This is a genomic window from Dyadobacter sp. SRI_021, from assembly GCF_057586235.1.
The window spans coordinates 48,510-73,226 of the sequence record NZ_JBYCZM010000004.1; the positions used below are offsets into that span (position 1 = coordinate 48,510).

Annotated in this window: 18 protein-coding genes; 7 read left to right on the forward strand and 11 right to left on the reverse strand. The window is 51.3% G+C overall.

Translation table 11 applies throughout. From position 1 onward, the window contains the following. Positions 1–92: 92 nt before the first annotated feature. Positions 93–800 (reverse strand): hypothetical protein, encoded by a 708-nt coding sequence (locus AC2YIT_RS13180; protein ID WP_487279457.1) that lies wholly within the window; start codon positions 798–800, stop codon positions 93–95. Positions 801–1,060: 260 nt separating this feature from the next. Next, positions 1,061–1,192: a hypothetical protein gene (locus AC2YIT_RS13185; RefSeq protein ID WP_430845933.1), complete on the reverse strand. Its 132-nt coding sequence runs from the start codon at positions 1,190–1,192 to the stop codon at positions 1,061–1,063. A gap of 177 nt (positions 1,193–1,369) precedes the next feature. On the opposite strand from AC2YIT_RS13185, the gene AC2YIT_RS13190 reads away from it, so the two are divergent. Beyond that, on the forward strand, positions 1,370–2,563 hold the full coding sequence (locus AC2YIT_RS13190; protein WP_487279458.1) for an alpha/beta hydrolase: 1,194 nt from the start codon (positions 1,370–1,372) through the stop codon (positions 2,561–2,563). Between the two features lie 244 nt (positions 2,564–2,807). Further along, positions 2,808–4,520: a GMC oxidoreductase gene (locus AC2YIT_RS13195; protein ID WP_430845931.1), complete on the forward strand. Its 1,713-nt coding sequence runs from the start codon at positions 2,808–2,810 to the stop codon at positions 4,518–4,520. A 209-nt stretch (positions 4,521–4,729) separates the two neighbouring features. On the opposite strand, the gene AC2YIT_RS13200 is transcribed toward AC2YIT_RS13195, so the two are convergent. From AC2YIT_RS13200 to AC2YIT_RS13210, 3 genes are all read right to left on the reverse strand, one after another. After that, a complete protein-coding gene (locus tag AC2YIT_RS13200; protein ID WP_487279459.1) occupies positions 4,730–7,276 on the reverse strand; it encodes a TonB-dependent receptor in 2,547 nt (848 codons plus the stop codon). Between the two features lie 198 nt (positions 7,277–7,474). Next, the gene (locus AC2YIT_RS13205; RefSeq protein ID WP_487279460.1) at positions 7,475–7,672 is read right to left on the reverse strand and encodes a KTSC domain-containing protein; all 198 of its coding nucleotides are present in this window, start codon (positions 7,670–7,672) and stop codon (positions 7,475–7,477) included. 8 nt (positions 7,673–7,680) lie between these two features. After that, on the reverse strand, positions 7,681–8,334 hold the full coding sequence (locus AC2YIT_RS13210; protein WP_487279461.1) for a lipid-binding SYLF domain-containing protein: 654 nt from the start codon (positions 8,332–8,334) through the stop codon (positions 7,681–7,683). A gap of 235 nt (positions 8,335–8,569) precedes the next feature. On the opposite strand from AC2YIT_RS13210, the gene AC2YIT_RS13215 reads away from it, so the two are divergent. From AC2YIT_RS13215 to AC2YIT_RS13225, 3 genes are all read left to right on the forward strand, one after another. After that, positions 8,570–9,049 (forward strand): Dps family protein, encoded by a 480-nt coding sequence (locus AC2YIT_RS13215; protein ID WP_430845927.1) that lies wholly within the window; start codon positions 8,570–8,572, stop codon positions 9,047–9,049. Between the two features lie 113 nt (positions 9,050–9,162). Continuing rightward, on the forward strand, positions 9,163–10,488 hold the full coding sequence (locus AC2YIT_RS13220) for a cytochrome P450 (RefSeq protein WP_487279462.1): 1,326 nt from the start codon (positions 9,163–9,165) through the stop codon (positions 10,486–10,488). A 20-nt stretch (positions 10,489–10,508) separates the two neighbouring features. Next, a complete protein-coding gene (locus tag AC2YIT_RS13225) occupies positions 10,509–12,122 on the forward strand; it encodes a Na+/H+ antiporter (protein WP_487279463.1) in 1,614 nt (537 codons plus the stop codon). Positions 12,123–12,319: 197 nt separating this feature from the next. Here AC2YIT_RS13225 and AC2YIT_RS13230 read toward each other — a convergent pair whose 3' ends face one another. Genes AC2YIT_RS13230 through AC2YIT_RS13245 form a run of 4 tightly spaced genes read right to left on the reverse strand, consistent with a single transcriptional unit; the run spans position 12,320 to position 19,177 of the window. After that, a complete protein-coding gene (locus tag AC2YIT_RS13230; RefSeq protein ID WP_487279464.1) occupies positions 12,320–13,264 on the reverse strand; it encodes a bifunctional metallophosphatase/5'-nucleotidase in 945 nt (314 codons plus the stop codon). Then, positions 13,239–13,991 (reverse strand): 5'-nucleotidase C-terminal domain-containing protein, encoded by a 753-nt coding sequence (locus AC2YIT_RS13235; RefSeq protein ID WP_487279465.1) that lies wholly within the window; start codon positions 13,989–13,991, stop codon positions 13,239–13,241. Before AC2YIT_RS13235 ends, AC2YIT_RS13230 begins: the two co-directional genes overlap by 26 nt. 48 nt (positions 13,992–14,039) lie before the next feature. Further along, positions 14,040–15,629: a RagB/SusD family nutrient uptake outer membrane protein gene (locus AC2YIT_RS13240; RefSeq protein WP_430845922.1), complete on the reverse strand. Its 1,590-nt coding sequence runs from the start codon at positions 15,627–15,629 to the stop codon at positions 14,040–14,042. 23 nt (positions 15,630–15,652) lie between these two features. Further along, positions 15,653–19,177: a SusC/RagA family TonB-linked outer membrane protein gene (locus AC2YIT_RS13245; protein WP_487279466.1), complete on the reverse strand. Its 3,525-nt coding sequence runs from the start codon at positions 19,175–19,177 to the stop codon at positions 15,653–15,655. A 364-nt stretch (positions 19,178–19,541) separates the two neighbouring features. Between AC2YIT_RS13245 and AC2YIT_RS13250 the strand changes: the two genes are divergently transcribed. Then, positions 19,542–19,937, forward strand: coding sequence for a hypothetical protein (locus AC2YIT_RS13250; protein ID WP_291202302.1), 396 nt, complete (start codon positions 19,542–19,544; stop codon positions 19,935–19,937). 84 nt (positions 19,938–20,021) lie between these two features. Here the strand turns inward: AC2YIT_RS13250 and AC2YIT_RS13255 are convergent, their stop codons facing one another. Beyond that, a complete protein-coding gene (locus tag AC2YIT_RS13255) occupies positions 20,022–22,127 on the reverse strand; it encodes a M43 family zinc metalloprotease (protein WP_487279467.1) in 2,106 nt (701 codons plus the stop codon). A gap of 202 nt (positions 22,128–22,329) precedes the next feature. On the opposite strand from AC2YIT_RS13255, the gene dinB reads away from it, so the two are divergent. Next, on the forward strand, positions 22,330–23,448 hold the full coding sequence (dinB, locus tag AC2YIT_RS13260) for a DNA polymerase IV (RefSeq protein ID WP_487279468.1): 1,119 nt from the start codon (positions 22,330–22,332) through the stop codon (positions 23,446–23,448). Here dinB and AC2YIT_RS13265 read toward each other — a convergent pair. Continuing rightward, entirely contained in the window at positions 23,443–24,627 is a 1,185-nt protein-coding gene (locus AC2YIT_RS13265; RefSeq protein ID WP_430845918.1) for a putative sensor domain DACNV-containing protein, read from the reverse strand. The two genes, dinB and AC2YIT_RS13265, sit on opposite strands and share 6 nt — an antisense overlap. Positions 24,628–24,717 lie beyond the last annotated feature (90 nt).

The window sequence follows — 24,717 nt, forward strand, 5'->3', positions numbered from 1 at the left end:
CTCGCTTATGCTGATCGCCCGCAGGCGAACACAAACAACATGGGACAAAAATCGCTATCGGAAGTACTAATCAAATTTCATCTTTCGGTTTGTTAGCGTAATCTAAATGCCGTAATGGCGACTTTTCCAAAGAAACCTTTGGACATTATGCCGGTTTTCATTGCGTAGTGCACCCGGTTATGAACACCTGGATTCCGAACCATAGTACGGGTCACATTGCTGTATACTCCGAAACTTAGGGCCAACCGTTTCCATTTGGAACCAAAAGCGAACGACAGACTCGGCGCCAAATGTGAATATCCCATTGCGTTCCAATGATGGTACGTTTTATCATTGATTTTTTCTTTCGCGAGGATCAGCCAGTCGGCATCTGCCTTTGTATCGAAGAAAAAAGAGACCGGCGACTTTGGATTTAAATAATATCTCAGCCCCACTCCCACAGAGCCCCAATAATGTTTCTCGTCCTGCAAAATTACAGCTCCCGTGTAGCTGCACTCGCAGAGCATGTTATTGGGGACATCTACTTCAGTATAGCGAAGTTCTCCAATTGCGGCGACGTGACGGTTCAAATATTTTTCTGCCCATATAGTTCCTCCCCATAAATAATTGGATTTTAGTTGCGCTATTCTTCCCGGTGGAACCTCTGGCTGATCGTAGTATTTTCTATTGTAAAAGCTTCTCCCCGTCGATCCGGAAACACCAAGATTCCAGTTCTTGACAACCTGTGCTTTGCCCACAACCGGCAGCAAAAGTGAGGAAATTGACAGCGTCGAAAGTAATAGTGTTAGTTTCACAGCCATTCGTCGGTTATTCAAGGATTAATTTCGACTTCATTACCTTCTCATTTAAGTTTTCCGATTTCGTCGCATGTAAATAATAGGTACCGCGAGGCAGGTCTGATACGTTAAGGTCAAGTTTGTTTCCTTCTCGAAAACCTCGCTTATCATAGATTTCCTTGATCACAACTGAGCGGACAGGCGCGATAGACTTCTCTGAAAACAGTTCAACTTTAGACGGCATGGCGGCCGGCAATGCCGTATTAGCAAACTCCACAGTCACATTATCTTTTGACCAACACCTTAGTCCTGCTGTACCAGATCGGATACTCCTGACCATTCAGGATCCGCCGCTCATCTTGCGCCAATACATTAAACCAGTTCACCAACAGAGAGAGAAATAAAAACTTTTTCATGAGTATTAAGTTTGGAGGATGAATAAACCTATTTCTAAGGCATATTAAACCCAACTCAACCGTTCCTCTCTATACGATTCTCAACTGGTGCCTTTGGATATACAATCGGCAAATCACTTCCTCCAGAGTAGAGTATCCAACCCATTTCCTCGTCTTTCTTTCGAAATGCAACTCCAGATGAAACCCTTGAAGCAATACCTCATTATTTCTTCCCTGCTGACGGCTCCGCTGCTTGCAACAGCCCAGCAAGCGAACGTCAACCTCGACTGGGCGCCGCAGAAAAACACCGAGCAGCTGGTGCCTTACGGCGGAAATGTCATTTCCCCGGAGGTGAAAGATAATCATACTGTAACATTCCGGCTTAAAGCGCCCGATGCGCAGAAAGTAGAACTGACGGGCGGGCCGATTCTTCTGGCCTTGAAAAGCAAAGCCAATATCCCTTTCACAAAAGACAACGAGGGGCTGTGGACGCTGACCGTGGGCCCGGTAACCCCGAATATCTACGTGTACCGCTTCCTGATCGACGGCGTGGCAGTGGCCGATCCTAACAATACGCTTACGGGCGCTTCGAACCAGCCCGGGTACAGCAACCTCGTCGTACACGGGAGCGGGCCCGCTTATTACGACGCACGCCCGGTGCCGCACGGCAGCACTACCAGGCACATTTATCATTCCGACGTCCTGAACGGTGAACGGGAAATGTTTGTGTACACCCCGCCTGGCTATGATTCTAAGAAAAAATACCCGGTTCTGTACCTGCTGGGTGGCAGTGGCGAGCTGGCTTCCGGCTGGATGCTCGACGGGCGGGCCAATCTGATTGCGGATAACTTGCTGGCGGAGGGAAAAATCGTGCCGATGATCATCGCGATGCCCAACAACCAGGTCATTCACCGCAACGATCCCAAACACCTCGAAAAGACCTACAAGTTGTTTGAAGAAGAACTGCGCAAACAGATTGTACCTTTCGTAGATACGCATTACAGCACTGTGAAACACCGGAAACGGCGTGCTATTTCCGGACTTTCGATGGGTGGCAGACATACCGAAGCCGTGGGTTTCAATGCGATAGATTTGTTCAGTTCTTTCGGGATATTGAGCGCGGGCGACCTGGAACCTGAGCAGTTGAATCCCGCATTTTTCAGCGATCCTAAAATCAAAGACAAGGTTGACTACCTGCTGGTGGGGCTCGGGAGCGGAGAACTGGACTTTGTAGGGAAAAGATCGGCAGCCACGCATGCAGCTTTGGATAAAGTGGGTGTCAAACACGATTATTTCATCGGCGGCGAAGGCGCGCACGACTGGGGCACCTGGCGATTGCTGCTGCACAATAAATTACTTCCGGGGCTGTTTCGGAATGGAATGAGCGAATAGTTAGGTGTGGTCAAGAGTTGTCATTTGTAGTCAGGTATGGTCAGGTGTAGTCAAGAATAGTCATTTGTGGTCAGGTGTAGCCATTTATTGTTCAGAATAGGGGTTTGTAGTCAGGTGTAGTCATTAATAGCAATACCAATTAAAAACAATACCTGACAACACCTGACTATAAATGACTCTTCCAAGCCATTCGCTCATCGCTCCGGCGACCCGGTCAGTCATTCAGTCATTCAGTCATTAAAATATGAGCTATTTCAATATCGACGCCGCAAAGGCGCAAACTTTCGATGCGATTGTTGTGGGAACCGGGATCAGCGGCGGCTGGGCGGCGAAAGAATTAACCGAAAAAGGATTGAAAACCCTCGTGCTTGAGCGCGGACGCGACGTGAAGCATATTGTAGATTATCCTACTACGAATATGATGCCCTGGGAGTTCGAGCACCGCGGATTGCCGCCATTGGCAGTCAGGGAGGCAAGCCCGATGGCCAGCAAACATTACATTTTCCGGGAAGATGCGATGCATTTCGTTGTGAAGGATTATGAGCACCCGTATGTGCAGGACCAGCCGTTCAGCTGGATGCGCGGCTACCAGGTAGGCGGCCGCTCGCTGCTGTGGGCCCGGCAAACGCAGCGATGGTCGGACTATGACTTCGAAGGCCCGGCGCGCGACGGCTTTGCGACCGACTGGCCGATCCGTTACAAGGATATCGCGCCGTGGTACAGCTATGTGGAGAAATTTGCGGGTATTTCGGGCAACAAGGATGGCCTGCCGCAACTTCCTGACGGCGAGTTTCTGCCGCCGCACGAAATGAGCTGCGTGGAAAAGCATTTCAGCGACAAAACCGCGAAAAACTACAAAGGCACGCGGCCCGTGATCATCGGCCGCGCCGCTCATATCACCGATCCGCAGCCGATCCATACCCAGCAAGGCCGCGCCAAATGCCAGCACCGCAATATGTGCCAGCGGGGCTGCCCGTTCGGCGGGTATTTCAGTACCAATGCAGCCACATTACCCTGGGCCGAGAAAACGGGCAATCTTACATTAAGACCGCACTCGGTGGTACATTCGGTGATTTACGACGAAAAGAAAAAACGCGCCACAGGCGTGCGTGTGGTGGATGCGCAGACAAAGGAAATGACCGAGTTTTATGCCAAAATCATTTTCGTAAATGCCTCAGCCATTAACTCAAACCTGATTTTACTCAATTCCAAATCGAGCCGTTTCCCTAACGGGCTGGGCAACGACAGCGGGATGCTGGGCAAATTCATCGGTTTTCACAATTACCGCGGCCGCATTACAGCCGATTTCGACGGCTTCCACGACCGCACCACCGACGGACGTCGGCCAAATGGCGCCTATATTCCGCGTTTCCGCAACGTTTTCAAGCAGGAAACCGATTTCCTCCGCGGATATGCCGCCTCGTTTTCAGCTTCCAAAATCGGGAATGCGAATGAAGGCCTCGGCGAATCGCTGAAAGCCAGCCTGTTCGCTCCGGATGAAAGCGGCTGGTCGCTCGGTGCCCAAATGATGGGTGAGGTGGTTACCAAAGAATCCAACTTCGTGACGCTGCACGACAGCCTGAAAGACGACTGGGGTATTCCTCAGCTGCGCATGAATGTGTCGTTTGACGACAACGACATGAAAATGGTCAAAGATTTTTACACCGAACTCAGCGAAATGCTCGATAAGGCCGGTTTCAAAAACATCAAAACCTCCGATACCCACCGTAACCCCGGTAGCGAAAACCACGAAATGGGCGGCGCCAGAATGGGTAAGGACGCCAAAACCTCGCTGCTCAACAAATGGAACCAGATGCATCACGTCCCCAACGTGTTCGTCACCGACGGCGCTTGCATGACTTCCACCGCCACACAAAACCCATCGCTGACCTACATGGCGCTCACCGCACGGGCGGCGGATTATGCCGTGGCCGAAATGCGGAAAGGGAACATATGATTCTAATTTTGAATGAGTGAATGATTGAATGAGTGAATGAGTGAATGGATTAATTTCTTGTCTGAGGCAATTATTCAACCTTACTCAACTATTTAAAGAATCCATTTCGGCAGGTGCCCCAAAACCGCATGACTATGAATGATTTTTCAAGAGTATAATGACTTCCCATAACAATTCCTTACTATTCATTCAGTCATTCAGTCATTCAGTCATTCAACATTAAAAGCAACCGTAACGTACCACATTCCCCCAACTGACGGTCCGCCGAGGAACGAGACATAGTATTTATTCAGCAAATTGCTCGCGCCCACTTTGACCTGGCTTTTCAGCCTGGGAACGCGGTAGGTCACCTGCGCGTCGAGGCTGCTGTATGACGGGACGTTGCCGGTTACGAGGAAAGTCTGCGAATAGTAACCTGACTGCCATTTGTACGAAACCGTGGCGTCGAGGCGATCGAGTAAATTGGTACGGGAAACAGAGCCGTTCCATATCCATCTCGGTGTGTTAAAGCCGTCTTCGAGGCCGTCCTGGTTTTCAGCATTTTTCAGTTTGGCGAACGTAGTGTTAAGCCCGAAAACCCATTTCTTTTCCAATTGGTAATTCATCCCTACACTGAAACCGTAGTTGTTGATGATCGAGCGCGAATTAGTGTACATGCGGTATTGCGACTGACGGGCCTTGTCATACAGATCGTGCGGGATAGCGGCCGCATCGGTCGATACCGGTACATTCATGTTGGTCTGTGCTATAAAATTGCTGTACCGGTTGAAGTACAAATCTGCATTCACAAACAATGCCCGATCGAAGAAAAGCCCTTTGTAACCCGCTTCCCACGTTTTGGTGTGTTCGGGTTTCACGTAGGTGTAGGGGTTCTTTTTAAGCAAACCCTTATTCTTCTCAATCGCGGCATCCTGCGTGAGGCCATTCTGATTGATTTCATTCAAAACAGCCTGCTGGAAGCTGGCAATGGAATTGGCGAGCCAGGCATTCTCAAAAATGCCCTGCGACATCACCGGCAACCCTCCTACCCGCTTCACACCACCGCTGTTGACATTACTATATGCCTCGAAAATGCTCGGAAAGCGATAGCCCGTCTGGAATGAAACACGGATATTGTGGTCGTGCGCCGGGCTGTAAACGGCCGATAAGCGCGGATTGAATGTTGTTTTGAAATAGTCGTTCTTGTCCATCCTCAGGATCACACCGAGGCGTATTTGTTTCTGAAATAATTCCTTATTCAAAGAAACAAATCCACCTGTTTTGCCATAAGTAATGTTCTTGCCATCCTTTCCCGGCTCTGGGTTGACGAAATAATTGCCGTCCGGCACAATGATATAAGTCCGGTGGTCGGCACCGAGGAGAATATCGAGCCCGTATTGGTCCTTCCAGGCTTTGAGGTACTTTTCGGTGAGGCTTACCTGCGCTTCGGCGTGCACAAAATCCGCCTTCACGCGCAATGCGGCGCCAAGATCCCAGTTGTTGATGTCCTGTAACTTGCGCAGCTGCGCATTGAAGGCATCCGTGCCTGGCGTATATCGGCCCGCATCTGCGATAACGCGGGCTTGCCGCATTGCATCGGGTACCGCTACTCCGCCGGTGACGGCACTGTTGAACCCCTTGCTAAAATCGGCATACCATTCGTTGTCGGATTTGTAGCTGCGATCCATATTCTCGGCCATTGAACGCAGGTTGTAAGAGCGGCCGGTATTCTCCGAATTGACATACAACCTGGCCTGCACCGAAGCCGACTGGTATTGAATTCCATGTTGCTGCACGAGGTAGTTTTCGAGCCGGAACCGGTTGGCGCGCTGGTATACATTATCAAGCAGGCCAAAATGATAGGTGTAGGTCAGCATCGCGCCGGGCGCCACTTTATAATAGAGGCCCAGGTCGCCTTTGATATTGTGCAAATGATAATCCACCACTTCGGATTCCTGGTAACCTGTACGGCTCACTACGTAGCGCTTGCCGTCGAGTGTAACGGTCTTGCGGTTGGAGCTTTCATTACCATATTTGTTCACGGGATCACTCGCCGGGTTGTCTGCGCCGAACAGCTGCGTACTGTTGTTGGCATTGCCGTTCAGCTCGGTCTCGTCAGAGGCAATCCAGTCGTAGCCCTTTGTGAAGGCTCCGTTGATTTTAAATGCCAGTTTGGGAGTAATGACTTTGGCAAAACGAAGGGTTGTTTCGGTAAACGGCCTGGCCTTGCTATGGCTGTCGTTCAGGTGATTGACGGCCGTTTTCTGCTGGATCGACAGCCCCTCGGAATTGAATGGGTTTTTGGTAAAAAAATTGGCCAGGCCGTTTACGGTGTTCATCCCATACAATGCGGAAGCTGTACCAGGCAGTATCTCAATGCTTGCAATATCCAGGTCCGTAGGCCCGAGTGCATTGCCGATCGCGCCACCGATATGCGGTGATTGCACGTCCATTCCATCGGTCAGCTGCGCGAAACGCACGTTGGTCGTATTCGAAAACCCTCTCGCATTCAACACCTTGAAACCCATCGAAGGCGTGATCATATGCATGCCCTGCACATTTTCCAATGCATCGAAAAACGACAATGCAGGCGCCAGAGCAGTAGCTTTGGCACTCACTTTCTGCACGCTCACCGGCGACACAAGAATGCTTTCGATCACCCGAGAAGCCGTCACCACGACCTCATCGAGCGAACGCGCTTTCAGGGAGTCAGACTGACTTTGAGCCCTAAGTTTGAATGGCAGTATTAAAACTAACGCGGTAAAAAGTCTTTTCATGAGCGCGATGCGAGCGATATATCCAACTGGAAATATCACAAAGTAAAGGAAAATGATTAAATGATTAAATAGTCATACGTAGTCATTGATGGTCAGGAATAGTCATTGCGGTGTTTAAAAACAATACCTGACAACTCTTGACAATACCTGACTATTCACTCAATCACTTATCGCTACGGCGGCCCGGTCACTCATTCCTCATTCCACCTTCTCAAACTCAAAATTCCCCTTAATATGCTTATTAAAAAACGTCCCCTTCGAGCCCGAGGCTTTCATGGCCTGGTACACTTCCCAGGGGACGTTTTTGTAATCATACACCATCCCCGAGACATATACGATGCGTAAAGTCTGCTTCTCCTCGTTGTAGATCATCTGTGCAACGACTGTGGATGGCATAACGGCATTTAGTTGAAATCATCCAGCTTTTCGCGTAGATCGTCGATTGCCTTGGATGAAATGTTTGACTCCGTAAAGATAGATTTGACAGTGGCTTTACTTCCATAAAGGCCTGTATTAGCCCTGACATCGACATCGAGCATAGCGCCGTTGACGGTCACGCCGGCGAAGAGCCCTTTGGCACGTGAATAGGAATATACTTCCGCTTCCAGCTTGTAATCGGTCGTAGCAGAGGCATTTTTGCTGACTGGCCCGGCGGCTACCGATACATCACCACCGAGCGTATAGTCGCCTTTTTCGATATTCATCAGCGTTTTATCGCTTTTAAAAACCAATACCAGGTCCACCGCCTGCACGCCGATCTGCGCGCCTACGCTACCGCCTGTAATGGTCACAAACACGGGATCGCTCCACTCGCCGTCTTCGCGTTTTACCATCGCGAGGCCCTTGCCATGCTTTCCGCCGACGATGAGTCCGCCATTGATCATCCTGGGAATAATGATAATGCCTTTGGAGGCTTCAATCAGCTGCGGCGGGATTTGTATGCCGTTGAAATCACTTAATACTGCCGTGGCGGCGTTTATTCTATCTTCCTCTTTGTTCTGTGCGAAAGAAGGGGCCGAAAACGCCAGTGCGAGAATAAGGATGGCCTGCGTTTTCATGGATTTTAACTTGTTGAGAAACATAAATGGATGGGATTAATGGGTATAAAAAAGTACTTCAAGGATCGTGCCTGCCGGCCCCTGGGGACAGTATTTCGACAACAGAAACCTGTATCCGGGCGCCGACAAGCCATCATCCGCAACTTTTAACGCAACAATGCGCCATTTCTGATCCGTTGGTATGATTTTGATGACAGGATTACCGGAAACAATGTCAATCTCAACCCTATTTACTATGGATGCCAAAGCAATCAGTCTGAGCGAAACTGACGTAAAACCCGTTGTGGATCTGTTGAATGACTACCTCGCCAACTACCATATCCATTACCAGAAACTGAGAGGCTGCCACTGGAATATCAAAGGGCAAAACTTTTTTACCTTGCACGTGAAATTCGAAGAGTTGTATACCAACGCGCAGGAAACGATCGACGAAATCGCGGAGCGGGTATTGACCCTGGGCAAGCCGCCGCACAGCCGTTTTATAGATTACATCAACGAATCTGAAATCAAGGAAATCAATACGATCGGCATGAAGGACCTCGACATGGTGGACGCCATACTTGACGATTTCGGGAAGCTCATCAGCCTCGAACGCGAGCTGCTTTCCGCCACCGAAGAAGCCGGCGACGATGGTACCAACGATATGGTCAACCGTTTCATGCAGTTCAAAGAAAAGAACACCTGGATGCTGCGCTCGTTCGCCGGGAAGAAATAAACGATACCTATGCACACCCTGGGCCGCGTTCTGGAATAGAGCGCGGCTTTTTTGCGCATTGCATTTTGCATCGGATTGGTTTATTTGCGGTAATTCTCAATACTTCCTGTCCTATGCGTCCCATTCCCGAATTCAAGATCGGCCCGTTTCCGTTGTTCTCCGCGATCCGCTTTGCGCGCGATCCGCTGCGTTTTTTACGACAAGGCTTCGACGAATGCGGGGATACTTTCAAGATCCGGTTGTTCAGGGAATTCATTGTTACCCGCGACCCTGCCTTTTTCCGGCACGTACTGCAACAGCACCATAAAAATTTCAGAAAGGGAAATTCGGTCAAAATGCTCAGGCCTGTACTCGGGAACGGCCTGGTGATCAGCGATGGGGACTTCTGGTTAAGGCAAAGGAGGCTCGTGCAGCCCGCATTCCACCGCGAGCGCTTGCAGGAACTGTTTCTCACCATGGGTGAACTGGCGGCTGCATTCATCGAAGAACTGGAACAATTCCGGGATAAAGAGGCCGTCGATATCGATGCCAAAATGATGGGCATTACCTCCGATATCGCGCTCAAAACCTTGTTCGGGAATATGAATACCGAAGACAAGGAGCAGATTTACAGGCAGGTAAGCCGCACGCAGACGTACCTGGTCACGCGTGTGCGCAAGCCTTACCGCCTGCCGTTGATGGCCATTAACGGTGAGGACCGGCGCTTCAAATCCGACCTGGCGTATTTCAACAGCCTGGTTTACGACTTTATCCGGAAACGACGCCTGTCCGGCGAGACGCCCAACGACCTGCTCCAACTGCTGCTCGACAGCACCGACGAAGAAACCGGCGAGCAAATGAACGACGAACAAATCCGCGACGAAGCTATTACCATGTTTGCAGCCGGCCACGAAACCTCGGCGACGGGACTCAGCTGGCTGCTTTGGGAGCTCTCGGCCCAGCCGGAGATTGTGGCGAGGATCCGGAAGGAAAGCGAAATTTTCGACAAGGTTCCCGGCTTCGAGCAGCTCATTCAAATGCCCTACACCCGACAAGTTGTAGAGGAAGGGCTTCGCCTATACCCGCCCGCGTGGACCATGACGCGCGAGAGCACGGTCGATCAGGAAATCGAAGGTTATGGTATTCCAAAGGGAAGTTCCGTATTCATGTCGATCTTCGAGCTGCACCGCAATCCTGATCTCTGGGAAAATCCAACTGCATTCAACCCGGAAAACTTTCAGGCCGAAACCGTCAAAAACCGGGCAAAATTCAACTACCTGCCATTTGGCGCCGGGCCACGGATTTGCATCGGACAGCAGTTTGCCCTGATGGAAATGCAGCTGGTACTGGCGGCCCTTATAAAACGCTTTGATTTTGTGCGCGAGCCGGGTTTCAGTGTAGGAATGCATCCGCAGATTGTTTTAAAATCGACCAACGGTATTAAATTGTACATCCGATAAGCCGACTCTGAACGAATTTTATGCACGAATCCATTATTCTCTACCTTTCGCTGGTGGTAGTGATCATGTTCCTGGTCATGCTGGCGCAAAGGATCAAAATCGCTTACCCGATTGTGCTCGTTCTCGGCGGGCTTGTGCTGAGCGTCATCCCTGGCCTGCCGTCGGTAGAGATCGATCCCCAACTGATATTTCTTATTTTCCTGCCACCGCTGCTCTACGAAGCAGCCTGGCAGACGTCCTGGAAGGATTTCTGGAAATGGCGGCGCGTGATCGGCTCGTTTGCTTTTATTATTGTGATACTCACCTCGTGCGTGATCGCGTACGTATCGCAGGCGGTCATACCCGGGTTCACGCTCGCGCTGGGCTTCCTGCTCGGCGGCATCATTTCGCCGCCCGACGCAGTAGCTACCACCTCTATTCTGCAGAACGTGAAAGTCCCCAAGCGCCTCATTACCATTGCCGAAGGCGAAAGTCTGCTGAATGACGCCTCTTCCCTGATCGTCTTCCGGTTCGCATTGGTAGCGGTCGCTTCGGGCAGTTTCGTCCTTACCGAAGCGATAGGCAGCTTTTTCCTGGTCATCGGAATGGGTTTTGCGATCGGTCTCGGCATTGCGCTCATCTTCTATGCCATCCTCCGCTGGCTCCCCACCACGCCGAGTATCGACACAATCCTGACATTCGTAGCACCTTATGCCATGTATATCGCTGCGGAGGAATTCCATTTTTCAGGCGTCATTGCCGTCGTCACCGGGGGGCTGTTTCTGTCCCGCAACCAGCACAGCATTCTGAGCCATTTGAGCCGCATTCAGGGCATAAATGTATGGTCGACCGTCGGCTTTGTGCTGAACGGCATCGTCTTCATGCTCATCGGGCTGGAACTGCCCGTGATTATCCAGGGCTTTGGCGAAGCGTCACTCGGCGAGGCGATCAAGTATGGGCTGATCATTTCCGCAGTTGTAATAGTTACCCGCATTGCGAGCACGCTGGGCGCATCCATTTTCACGGTGTTCATCAGTCGATTTATCAAAACCGCTGACAGTAGCCCGGGGTACAGGATGCCTATAATTTTTGGTTGGGCCGGTATGCGCGGGGTAGTTTCACTTGCTTCGGCATTGTCGATTCCACTACTGCTCGACAACGGTCAGCCATTTCCTCAACGGAACATGATTCTCTTTATCACTTTTGTGGTGATTTTGGTAACGCTGGTTTTTCAGGGGCTTACCTTACCGGCCGTAGCCCGGTGGATGCAGGCAGAAGACCGCGATTACGAAATCCCAGCGCAAGAACAGGATGTGATCATCCGCCGCAAACTCGCGAAAGCCTCGCTGGATTTGATCAACGAGAAATACGCCGATGAAATCGACAGCCACGAACTCCTGCGGGGACTAAAATTCAAACTGGAAAGCGACCTCGGTTTTTTAGATCACGTAAGGGAATTTGAAGAAGGAGAAGCCGGCCATGCGTATATCACACGCTACCAGGATATTAACAAGGAATTACTGGCATACAAAAGACAAATCCTGCACGAGTTCAACAAAAAAGAGACTTACGAAGAAGAAATCATCCGCCAGCACCTCGCCCAAATCGATTTGGAAGAAGAGAAGGTACGGCAGCAGTTTTTGCATATTGAATGAGTTGCGTTGGAAAGGGGAATGTTTGTCATTGATGGTCAGGAATAGTCAGGTGTGGTCAGGAATAGCCATGCGTGGTCAGGAATAGTCAGGTGTTGTTTTACCTATTGCAATTATGAGTGACTACGCGTGATAATACCTGACCATTAATGACTACTCCTGACGATACCCGCCAACACCTGACCATTCCTGACCATACATTACCCCAACACAAACTCGTGTACCGGCAGCACCCCCGATACCATCTTCTGCTCACCGCGTTCGCGATCAAAGAAATAATCCAGCCGCCCGAGGTTAATACCCGCAAAACCGACCTGATTGATGGTTGTTACCTTACCGTCCAGGTTAAGGATATTCTCTGGCTCTTTCATAAACGTATGCGTGTGGCCACCGATGATAAGATCGATATTACGTGTGGATTTGGCCAAAACCTGGTCTGATACTTTATTTTCTTTGTATTTGTATCCCAAGTGCGAGAGGCAGATCACGAAATCGCAACGCTGTTCATTTTTAAGCAGCAAAGCCATTTCGTTAGCCTTCGCGATCGGGTCGAGATAAATGGTTTCCAGGTAGTTCTTCTTGTTTACCAACCCTTCCAGCTCAATGCAAACCCCGAAAACGCCGATTTTCAGCCCCTGCTTTTTAAATACCTTGTAAGGCTGCGTCTTGCCTTTCAACTCAGTGTTATTGAAATCATAATTACTGACCAGGAAGGGAAAGTTCGCGTGTGGGAGCTGCTTTGCGAAGCCGGCAATGCTGTTGTCAAAATCGTGGTTACCCATTGTTGCAGCGTCGTAACCCATCTGGCTCATGATCGTCAGTTCCAGCTCTCCGCCATACAAATTGAAATACGGCGTTCCCTGAAAAACATCTCCTGCGTCCAGCAAAAGCACATTGGACTGTTCAGCACGGATTTGCTTCACCAGTGCAGCCCGCCTTGCCACGCCACCGAGTCCCTGGTTGCGCGAACCATCCATCGGGAACGGATCGATGCGGCTGTGTACATCGTTGGTATGGAGAATGGTAAGCTGCACGACCGAATCGCGCCTGGCGAAAGCCGGCACGGAACCCAAACCCAATGCAGCGGCAGCCAGGCCGCCCTTTTTGAGGAAATCCCTCCTATTTATCTGATACAATTCTTCCATCGAGTTGAGTGGTTATTTTCTTACCCTGACGCGTCAGGTCACTGATATTTTCAAACAATGCTTCTCTTACCTTCTGATTGATCTCCCGGCGTTCGAGCGGGTTGCGGAGGCATTCCAGGTCGTCGCCACCGTCAGCGAGGTAATCGTAGGTGAGCAGGTTGTAGGTCTTGTTAATGTCAAACGGTTCACCGCCGATGGTGACGTCATAGGCTTGGTTGTCCCTGATTTTCATCCGGATACCGGCCACGGGCTCACCATCTTTTTTAGCAATAAAATCAATCACCTGCTGTACATTCGGCCCTGACAGTTTGAGTACTACCATTTCATTTTCAAACGGCATCAGTTCGAAAACATGGGAAACGGTGATATTACCTTTCGGAAATGTGGTGCGCAGGCCGCCTTTGGTTGCGAGCGTGAACTGGATGGTGGGATCTTTCTTCAAACCTTCTTTAAGCATAGCGTCGGCGAAGAAATTGCCCATGAGCGTTTCGGGGTCCGAAGGTTTGGTGAGCGCCACGTCGGTCTGTCCGACGACCCGGTTCATTTCGGCCTGCATTTTGGCCTTATAGGGCTGATAGTACCGGATTATAGCAGAATCGGCACCGACCTGCTGGTCGATGCCGTACTGTTTGTATTCGGTTTTGGAAACGGAGAGACGCTTCTGGCAGGAAGCCATCAGGCAGAGGCCAGCGAGCAATACTACACCCTGTTTGAAAGGAGTTTTCATAGTGTAATTTAAAAACCTGAAATTACATCTGAAACTCCGTATTTCCTTCTACCAGCCGTCGTTCTGCCGCAGATTCGGGTTAGCGTCGATCTGCGATTGTGGTATAGGATAAAGTTCGAGGCGCGGCGAATAAGGTACGAGCACATTGTCGACGATCTGGTCGTCGGTCATCGCTGCGATCTCGTCCTTCAATGTTCCCCAGCGCCGGATATCGAACACGGTATTAAACTCGCCGCTTAGTTCCAGCCTGCGTTCGGTGCGGATCGCGGCACGCAATGCTGGTACGCCGGCCGCCTTGGAAGGTGCCGCCTTCGCACGGGCACGGACGCGGTTGAGCAGGGGAAGCGCTTCGGCGGGTTTGCCCGTTTCCACCAACGCTTCGGCGAGCATCAGCAGCACATCCGAAAACCGCATTTCGATCAGGTCCGCGCTATACCCCTGCACAGGAGCCCCCGCCGGGCGAGCTTCCCGCGCAAGTTTGCCGAAGGCTATACCGTATTTGAAATCATCGTGTGAAAACGGCTCTTTGGTCCGCTGGTTCAGGTAATGCGAGGTCGTCGGGTCGTAGATGATGCTGTCGCCGGGCTCGGCCCCCGCACGCGCGCCGCCTGTGAACGCATAACGTGAAACGAGCGTGTAGTCACGGCGCGTGTCGGTTTTATCGAACAGTTTGTAATAATCATAAGTCAAACCGTAGTTGGTTTGCTCATCTCCGTTCACCAGACCTGACGGGAACAGGTGGAATGGCAATATATTCCCGTTCTGGTTCGAAGGATTGACAAAATAACCGAACGACAGCACGATTTCACGGTTGCGCTCGTTGGCCAGCGCAAATACATCGGCGAAGTTGGGCAGCAGTTCCATATCGTATTTTTCCTCGTTTACAGGCCCCACCAACTCACTCAGTTTTTCAATAGCCTTCTGATAGTTTTCCGTCCTGTTCAAAGGCTTACCTGCCATGGTCAGGTACACTTTACCCATCAACGCTTTCACTGTACCTGCTGAAACGCGCCCCAGCTCCGCTCCGCCGCGCGAATCCGGAAGGATGGTTTCGGCAAATGCGAGATCGGCCAGGATAGCTTCATATACTTCTGCGTCGGTCGCACGGGGTGCGAAAATGAGGTCCTTTTCTTCAAATGACCCGATCTCCTTCAATATCAGCGGCACGCCTCCAAACAGCCTTACCAGGTTGAAGTAGGCGTAAGCTCTCAGCACGCGTGCCTCGGCAATGTAAGGGTCCGCTTCCTCTTCTTCACCGGGAACGGCCAGCTTCGCATTGTCGATCACGGTATTGGCACGGTAAATAATCTTGTAAAACCGCGCCCAAACCGATTCGAATGCACCCGATACCGGAGTATGTGCAAAACGGTAGTAAGGATCGGAACCTGGACCGAGAATGCCCGCCGTCGCATACCGGTGGCCGGATTCGGTCAGAACAAAGCGATTGAAAATGTCGGAATGATCGGTCGTAGTCCAGGCCTGGTATACGCCGATCGTCGCCTGATTCAGACCGTCCTCGTCCTTGAATGCCACATCCTTGCCCAGCGACGAATAGGGCGACTCTTCGAGGTTATCTTTACAGGCCGCAATGCCCAGCAGAGCCAGCAGCATCACGGATATCTTGATATGTATTTTCATTTTTTCAGATACATTGGTCAACACTAGAAATTGCACGAGAAGCCTATGGTGTATGAGCGCTGCGCAGGGTATGCACCGTAGTCAATTCCCTGTTGCAGCAGTGACTGCGCGTAGGAGCTCACTTCAGGATCGAAGCCGGAATAATTGGTCAGGGTCCATAGGTTGGTGCCTGTCACAAAAAGCCGTGGGTTCTGGATCGGGCCGAGTCTCGGGAATGTGTAGGAAACCGTGAGCATTTTCAGTCGGGCAAAACTGCCGTCTTCCAGCATTACCGAGTTGATATCCCCTGAGGCGATCCCGCGCTGCACACCTGGATATTTCGGGTTGTTATGCGGCTTGGCTTCCGTGTAGCGGTGCTGGAACCATTCTTCCGACTGGTTGAACCCTACCCCGCCGTAATCGACTACCCCATTGCTGATGTAGAACCGTGTGAGGTTGAGCACGTCATTTCCAACGGAACCCGTAAACAATGCATTCACCGCGAAGTTCTTCCAGGTGAAGTCGTGGCTCCATCCGAATGTGAAATCCGGCGTCGATTTGCCTAGCACCACGCGGTCGTCGGCGGTAATGATGCCGTCGCCATTGATATCCGAGTATTTCCATGCACCGTAAAGCGGGCTGCCTTTTGATCCGGCAGGCGCGGGCCCTTCGAACGTCGCAAATTTCGGGTTACCGTTAGCGTCGAAATCGTCTTTTTGACTCAGCCCGTCGACCCGGTATCCAAAAAACTGCCCTACTTCCTGCCCTGGAATCAGGATGCCCGAAACACCACCCAGCAGGTTACCGTTGATATTCACGTAATCGGGCTGGGTGCGGTCGCCCAAGTCGACCAGCGTATTTACGTTTCTTGAGATGTTGACGCGCGTCGAATAGGTCACATTTTTCTTCTGAATAATATTTCCCTGGACACTCAGCTCCACACCGCGGTTGCGCATGGTTCCGTAGTTGTCGATGATGGTTCCCACGCCCGCTTGAGTTGGCACTTTGCGCGGTTGCAGCAGATCGGAAGTGACTTTGTTGTAATAATCGAAACTTAGAACGATCCGGTCCTTGACCGCATTGAAATCCACCCCGACGTTGAACTGCTTCGTCCTTTCCCATGAAAGATTCGGATTGGCGATCGTATTCGGAAACACGCCGGTATTAATTACAGCGCCATCGCCTCCGGGCCCCATTTCATAGAAACCGGCACTGTACAATGACAGCGACGAGTAGGGCGAAATGGCCTGGCTGCCAGTTTCACCATAAGACGCGCGGAATTTGGTATTCGCGACAAAGGTAACGCCCTTCATAAACTCCTCCTGGTCGAGATTCCAGGCCACCGCTACTGCCGGGAATATACCGTACTTTTTGTTCTCCGCGAAGGCGGAAGCACCATCCGCACGGACCGAGGCATTGAGCACGTATCTTCCTTTGAAAGTATAGTTGGCCCGCAGGAACCCTGATTGCAAAATGCGTTTCTCCTTGTACGAGGCGATCACCTGCGAGGATGCGGTACCGATATTATCGACACCGAAAAACGGCACATCGAAGCCCGACGAGTTGGTGTTGAGGAATTCAACAGTCTGGTCGTTATATTCCACACCCAGGGTAGTATTGAGGTAGTGGTTCTTCCGGAAGGTCTTTTCGTATTGGAGGTACGAATTGAAGTTGTAGCTATATGTATTGGCCGTATTATTGCTCCCTTTCCCCTTTACTTGATTTCCTTCGGCCGTTGATGGCGGCAGGAATACCTTGCGGCGTGTGAGGTTCTGGTTACCCGCTAGGCTCACGACCAGTTGCAGCCCGTTAGCGATCTTGAAATAATTCTCGATGTTCAGGATGGAATAATCACTCTGCGTCACATCGGTTTTCGCCATCAGCTCATTATAAGGATTGGAGAAATAGTAACCCTGATAGTTAGGGATACCCAAACTATTGTTGCCCAGGTAGTCCAGTTCCAGCGTGGGTGCCGCCCGCAAGCCGTCCATGAGCCCGCCCGAAGTCGGCCACGCACGTGAGGCAGTCACGGCGCGGTTATTTTTTTGCCGGGAGAATGAAAGCTGGCCTTTGACGGTGTACCAGTCATTGATCTCATTGTTCACATTGACCCGCAAACTTGCCCGGTCGTTATTCGAATTGATAATGGTACCCTTGTCTTTGAGATAGTTACCAGAAATATAATACGACGACTTAGGGCTGCCGCCTGAAAGACTCAGCGTAATATCCTGCCGGAAACTCGGCTGTGTGATGGCATCCACCCAATCCGTATTCGTCATGCTGCTGTCCAGGTTTTCGAATGGCGGATTGCGATTAGTAACGCGGAAACTTTCGTTGATCACTTCGGCATACTGCCGCGAGTTCATCATCCGGATCGGATTGGCAACCTGGCCGAACGAAGTCTTGTTGACGAGCTCCACGCGGCCCTCGCCCCGCTTACCCGATTTCGTCGTGATCAGGATCACCCCATTTGCTCCGCGGGAGCCATAAATAGCTGTGGCAGAAGCATCTTTCAGGATCTCCATACTTTCAATATCGTTCGGGTTGATGCCGTACAAACCGTTTTGCGTGTAGGATCCATAGAAATTAGTCCCCGCCTCCCGATAAGGGGGCATCGGGAAGCCATCGATGACATACAGCGGCTCATTATTCCCGCTCAGCGAGTTATTACCGCGTATCCTCACTACCGCCGAAGCACCCGGCTCACCTGAACTTTCCACGACTTGAACACCCGTAGCCCGGCCTTGAATCGCCTGGTCGATGGTATTGATCACCGCCGATTTATATTCCTGAGAAGCCACCCGCGAGGTCGAACTCGCCAGGTCGCGCTTGCTCTGGGCTCCATACCCTACCACCACCACTTCCTTCAATGCCTTGGCTTCGGGAACGAGTTGCGCATCGTAGGTACTAAGGCCGGTGATCGGCACTTCCTTCGTGGTAAAACCGACGAAACTGTACACCAATATGCCGCCCTTGGCAGGAACTTTCATCTGGAAAGAACCATCCGGCTCAGTAATGGCCTGGATCTGGGTCCCTTTCACCAAAACCGCCACACCGGGCATTCCTGCACCCTTTTCATCTTTTACCACACCTTTGATCTCGCGTGCATTGGGACCTGGGTCGGTAGCTCCCGCGGGTCTCTGTGCCGCGGCGGAGTCGGGCACCACATTCTGTGCCGGTCGGGTCGCGTTTGCATTGCCGGTCTGGGCGGGCTTGGCAGTGCTGTCGGGTTTATTCAGTGAATCTTTCTGAGGGGCTGGTTTGGTCAGCGGATCGAAGTTCTGCGAGGGTTTCACCAGCGGTGAAGAGGAGGATTTGGATGCAGAATCGGTGGTATTTCGAGGCTTGGGGAGGGTATCGGAGGCCGGTCGGGTTGATGCAGGATCGGGTTTCGGGACCGGGGTGGTGAGCGTATCGGGCTTGGCCTTTCGGGTTGAATCCGGCCCTACCTGCTGTGCGCTACTTCGGGATATCGGGCCGGAAAACAGTAACAGGAAGAAACCGATCCTCAGGAAAATGAGCGGGACCGAACATGGTACAGGCTCATTGGCTCGTTGAGTTTTTCTCATATCAATCTTGGCTAAGTGACGGGCCAGTGCCCGGAAAATTATGTTGAATAGCCAGTGCCCGACAAAAACCATACCGCTATGTTCCCCCGGGTGATAAAACGGTCACTCCTGAGCTCCAAAAAACTTCTATAACATAATTAAGAATTACATCTACACAACTAACCTATGCAACTATATGAAAGTCGCCCTTCCAACAGCTTACTCCACTGCAAATCTCCACTTGGTGGTAATTTTTCAAATATCTATGAAACGCGTCCTATTATTTTTGGAAACATCCTGCTTACGATTACATTTGTCAAAACGCCCACAAGGGGCGGGTTTGAATTTTGCCTAGTTTAAAGGAGTGTAAAAACCAACTTCGACCATGCGCCAGGAACAACTGCTAACTGCCGACTATATTGAGTCTCAGATCGGAAACGTAATCGAATACTACATCCGTTGGGAATTTGAAGAAGATCCTTTTTACGGCAAAGCCCGGATTAAAGGTCTGGTAGACGACGAGGCAGGCGGGTTGAAGATCATCTGTGATGTGATCGAGGGAAGCGACCTCGAATTAGCTTACGAACAGGAGGAAGTGTTCATGTACTCCGACCATCACCCGATCTACACCGGCCAGCTCCCGGAGATTTATTCGGCCAACTGGGTAAACACCGACGGCAAGAAGAAAAAGCAGATTTTTATCGCACCACCCAATGAGAACGCCAAAGAGTTTGCCATTTCGCAAACGAATAGCAAGGTGGTGGTCAAGCGAATATATTAATGACTGAATGATTGAATGACTGAATGACCGAATATTCGAATTATTCGAATTATTCAGTCATTCGGTCATTCAAAATTCCTTCTCTTAATTCTTCACAATCTTCTTCGTCAGCACACGGTCTTCAAACTCTGCTTTGACAACATACAGCCCTGATGGGTAGGTGGTCAGATCGAAATTGTAAACATTGGAAGCCACTTCTCCGGTAATGACGGTCTCCCTTATTTTCTGCCCCGCAACGTTGTAAATCGAGACGGATTTCAGCTTCTCAGGATGCGGGTAGAACTGCACCGACACCTGTCCGCTCGTCGGGTTGGGCGTCACCAGGAAGCCTGCTTCTTTCAGGTTCGGATTCACCGTCACAGTCCGGATATTGATGTCGTCGAGGTAAATATCATTTTCGTTGCCGTTGGTATTCAGGAATGCGACGAGGATTTCTCCCTGACCGATGAAGCTGCCGATATTGATCTCTTCTCGCCGCCATTCGTTCACGCCCGGCGTAAATGCGGTACGCGTGGCCGCACTGCGGGTAATGAGGCTCGATCCCCATTTTTTGTAGATACTTGTGTAAGTCTGTCCGCAATCTGTACTGATAAGTACTTGCAAGGTATCCCACACATTACCCTGAGCTGACGCATTCGTGTAGGTCGCGGCTGCTACCTGAAACGACACAAATGCAGAGTCGACCCCGGCGATCCGTACCGTCGGCGAGCGCAGGTAATCGCGCTGTCCTACTACCTGGTTGTCAAAGTTCCCTATTTTCACCGAAGCGCTGCCGGTTTTGGATGCGGAGGTCGTCTTTTCCCAGGTTGAGCCGCCGTCTTCATTCACAATATCCCAACCCTGTGGCGCAAAGAGCCCCTCAAAGCCTTCTTTCACCGGAGCGGCAAACGGCTCGTAATAGACGAAATCGAGACTCAAAGCATCATTGGAAGTATCCTCATCGGCCGCGCCGTTTGGATTGGACGTAGTAATACTCAGCACATGGTTACCTTCCACTGTGGTAAGAGCAGGTAAAGTCACGTTTGTTTGGGCGTAAGTGACCAGCGAACCGGTCCAGTTGTAGCTCTGCGCGGTTCCATTATCGATTGCCACGTGGATCTTCACCGACGTAAGCGTTTCACTTCCCTTGTTCACCAGCGTGATTTGCGGCGTGAGCGAGTTGCTGCAAATGCGCTGCGCAGGCTGGCGGATCGCTTTCAGGGAGGCGTCTTTTTTCTTGACGTCCACCGGCGTACAGCCGTTGGAAAGCGCCAGCAGTGAACGATAAGTACTGAACGCCGTTTCCATTCTCGCCACCTGCATTTTAGTAAACATAAACAAACAGGCATCGGGCGTGTAATCCATGTAATTCTGGTACATGATGCCCGGTGAAGTGGTCGTGCAACGGTCGGTGACGATGCCCGTTTGGCAGGTGGTCGTGCTGTTGCTTTGGTTGGGGGTATCATCTACCTCGTCGGTACCCGTACAAGCGCCATTATCGTCACCCCAAATGTGGTACAGATTAAAATAATGGCCGATTTCATGGGTCAATGTTTTTCCCTGGTTGAAACCCGCAGCACTTCCACCCGGCAGTGACGCGTAGTCGATGGCCACACCCTGTTCGTCTTTTACACCGTCATCCGGAAAAGTGGCATAGCCCAGCGTGGAACCTGACAGGTCGCAAATCCAGATATTGAGGTATTTATCGGTATCCCAGGCATCGGCGCCCCCCGATTCGGCGTGCTTTACCTGATTGGTGGTATAGTCAAATGAATTGCGTGAGGTCGTGTAACGCACAATCCCGGTCGAGGGCGCGTCGTTGGGCGTACGCTGCGCGAGGCAGAACTGAATGCCCGACTGCCCGAAAAGCGATTTGAAATAGGAAGGAACCTTGGCGGCCCCTGCATTCGTCCCGGCGTAATCCTTATTGATCGTATCAAGCTGGGCCATGATCTGCGCGTCGGTCACCATCGACTGGCGGCTAAGCACTACATGGAACACGACGGGAATCGTGACCAGGCCGGTTGTCCGCATCGACCTCCCGGAAGCAACCCTTTCCCTGATGAGCTGTTTTAAACGTAGCTCCCGCTGGTCGAACATCAGTTTGAGCGCGGGTTTGTCGGTAAACCGTTTTTGGAGGAGCTCCATCGACGCGCAACGGTCTTGCGCTTGCACAGCGCCGGCATTCACGCGGAGAAGAAAGAGGAGCACAAAAAGGGATTTGAACAGGAGTATAGTATGTCGCATTGAATTTCCGGGGAACTGAGTAAATGAATCGGCCCGCTAGTTACAGACTGACTGCGGATTTATTCACCTACTACGAAAAAAAAGTCCCTCCTGATGCGAATGCAATATTATTTAATTTGTTTTTAATAGGAGGATACACTTATAACCTGAAAAATTGCCATTTCCTATGCAGGAGGTGCCAGCCAGAAAACCCATTCGCAAGATCATTCATATCGACATGGATGCATTCTACGCATCGGTGGAGCAGCGCGATTTCCCTGAATACCGAGGCAAGCCGCTGGCCGTCGGCGGCTCTCCTACCGGCCGCGGCGTGGTGGCCACGGCGAGCTACGAGGCCCGTAAGTTCGGGGTGCGGTCGGCGATGCCGTCGCGGCAGGCCATTCAATTATGCCCTCACATTATCTTCGTGCACCCGAGATTTGAGGTATATAAATCCGTTTCCAGAAGTATTCGTGAGATTTTCTCCCGCTATACAGACCTGATCGAGCCGCTTTCGCTGGACGAGGCTTACCTGGACGTAACCGAGGACAAAATGGGCATCGGATCAGCGGTGGAAATCGCAAAGCAGATCAAGAAATCTATTAAAGAAGAGCTGAATCTCACCGCGTCCGCAGGTGTGTCGATCAATAAATTCGTAGCTAAAATCGCGTCCGATATCAACAAACCTGATGGATTAAAATTCATTGGCCCGTCTAAAATTGAGAGCTTCATGGACCAGCTGCCGGTAGAGAAGTTTCATGGTGTAGGAAAGGTTACGGCCGACAAAATGAAGGGAATGCATTTATATACCGGTGCGGATCTCAAAAAGCTGTCGGAGGATGAACTCGTCAATCATTTTGGAAAGACAGGCCATTTCTTCTACAAAATCGTGCGCGGGATCGACGACCGTCAGGTACAAACGCACCGCGAAACCAAATCGCTCGGCGCCGAAGATACCTTTACCTACGACCTCACTACGTTGGATGAAATGAACAGGGAGCTCGACCGCATCGGCATTACCGTCACTAACCGACTCGAAAAAAACCAGTTGAAAGGCCGGACGGTAACGTTGAAGGTCAAATTCAGTGATTTTACCCAAATAACCCGCAACCATTCCTTCGCCCACCCCGTCGGTGACCTCGATACCATTACCGACACCGCAAAGCAATTGCTCGAAAAGCTAGACCTGGAAGAAAAAGCCGTGCGGCTGCTCGGGATCTCGCTATCCAACTTTCATGAACCTGAGATCAAGTCGCGGAAATACAAAGATCCCGAGCAGCTGGAACTCTTCCCGTTTGGGTCATAGCAGCAGTGCATCGACCCGGTGCGCCTGTACCATGTTCTCGCATTTCGACCAGGAGAATATGGTGAAGCGGCCATCTTGTGAGGCCACGAGTGCGATCGAATCGCGCTGGTCGTACACAAACTGCGCCGCCGACAAATGCCGCGTGCCTCCGTTCTGCACCGGATGCACCACCATGGCCGTATTACCAATAATCGGTTCGGTAATCAGGATTTCCTCCACCGGCTTTGCATCCTGCGCCCGGCCGATTTTGGCACCAAATGCGAGTAGTTCGTATCGGTCGTTGATGATCGTAGCACCATCCACTGCCGTAAGCCCGGCCATATTATGCACTGCCGAACTGAACTGGTTCTGCCAGGTAATGGGGTTAGGATCTTCGACGTATTTGCGGTGCAGGTCGGCCAGCTCGGAGAATGGCGGCTGCACGTCATAGGTAATCGGGTGGATGATCGATTCACGCCAGCGGTCCTTGCCTTTGGGAACCACCAGCAGTATACCGCCGCGCTCATGGCTGCGCATGGATGCGGCCAATTGCACGAGCAGGTTAGGATAGTCACTCCATAATGTCGTTGACGAAAATCCCATCAGCGAATTGATCAGCGAAGGGCAATCTTTCACTTTACGGCTCTCCTCATTGACAATCTTCACCTGGTCGCCTTTGAGCACCGCCACGTTCACGAATTTACCAAAGCCCTCTACCCTGCGGTGTTTCACCACCAGCATCCCCGGCTCGATCACTTCCAGCACGAAGCACAATCCGGGAATCACGCGTGTGGTACCCCAAATGCGCAGCTCGCCGTCTTCGAGCCACACGCCCAGGTGTATGCCAGAGCGCTCGACGGCGGGCGCGAGCTTGGTGAGCACGTTGGCGGTCAGCGCGAGTTTTTCCGCGAAAACCAGCGGGTGTTCGGCGGCTTGTGGCGGCAGGTAGGCGATAGACACTTTCGGCGAACGCCCTTCCTCGCGGCGCAGGCTCGCCCAGAATGTCGTATCGATAATTGTTTCAATAATGCGGGCATCGGGACGGGGCGCAAGCTCCTGTTCGTAGTATTTGGATACCGCCTCGTGATGCCGCTCGAAATGGCTCGCAACAAGCCCGGCAACCGAGCGGGCTGCCTTATAGGTAGTTACAGGTACGCGATCACCTGCTTCAATCGAAAATATATCGGAATTCGTAATCATTGTCTGGCGGTTTACTTTTGAACAACGACTTGTTTTAAAAAGTTGGGTCAGGCGTCGATTGTCGGCTTTTTTCCTGCGGTTTCCAACCTT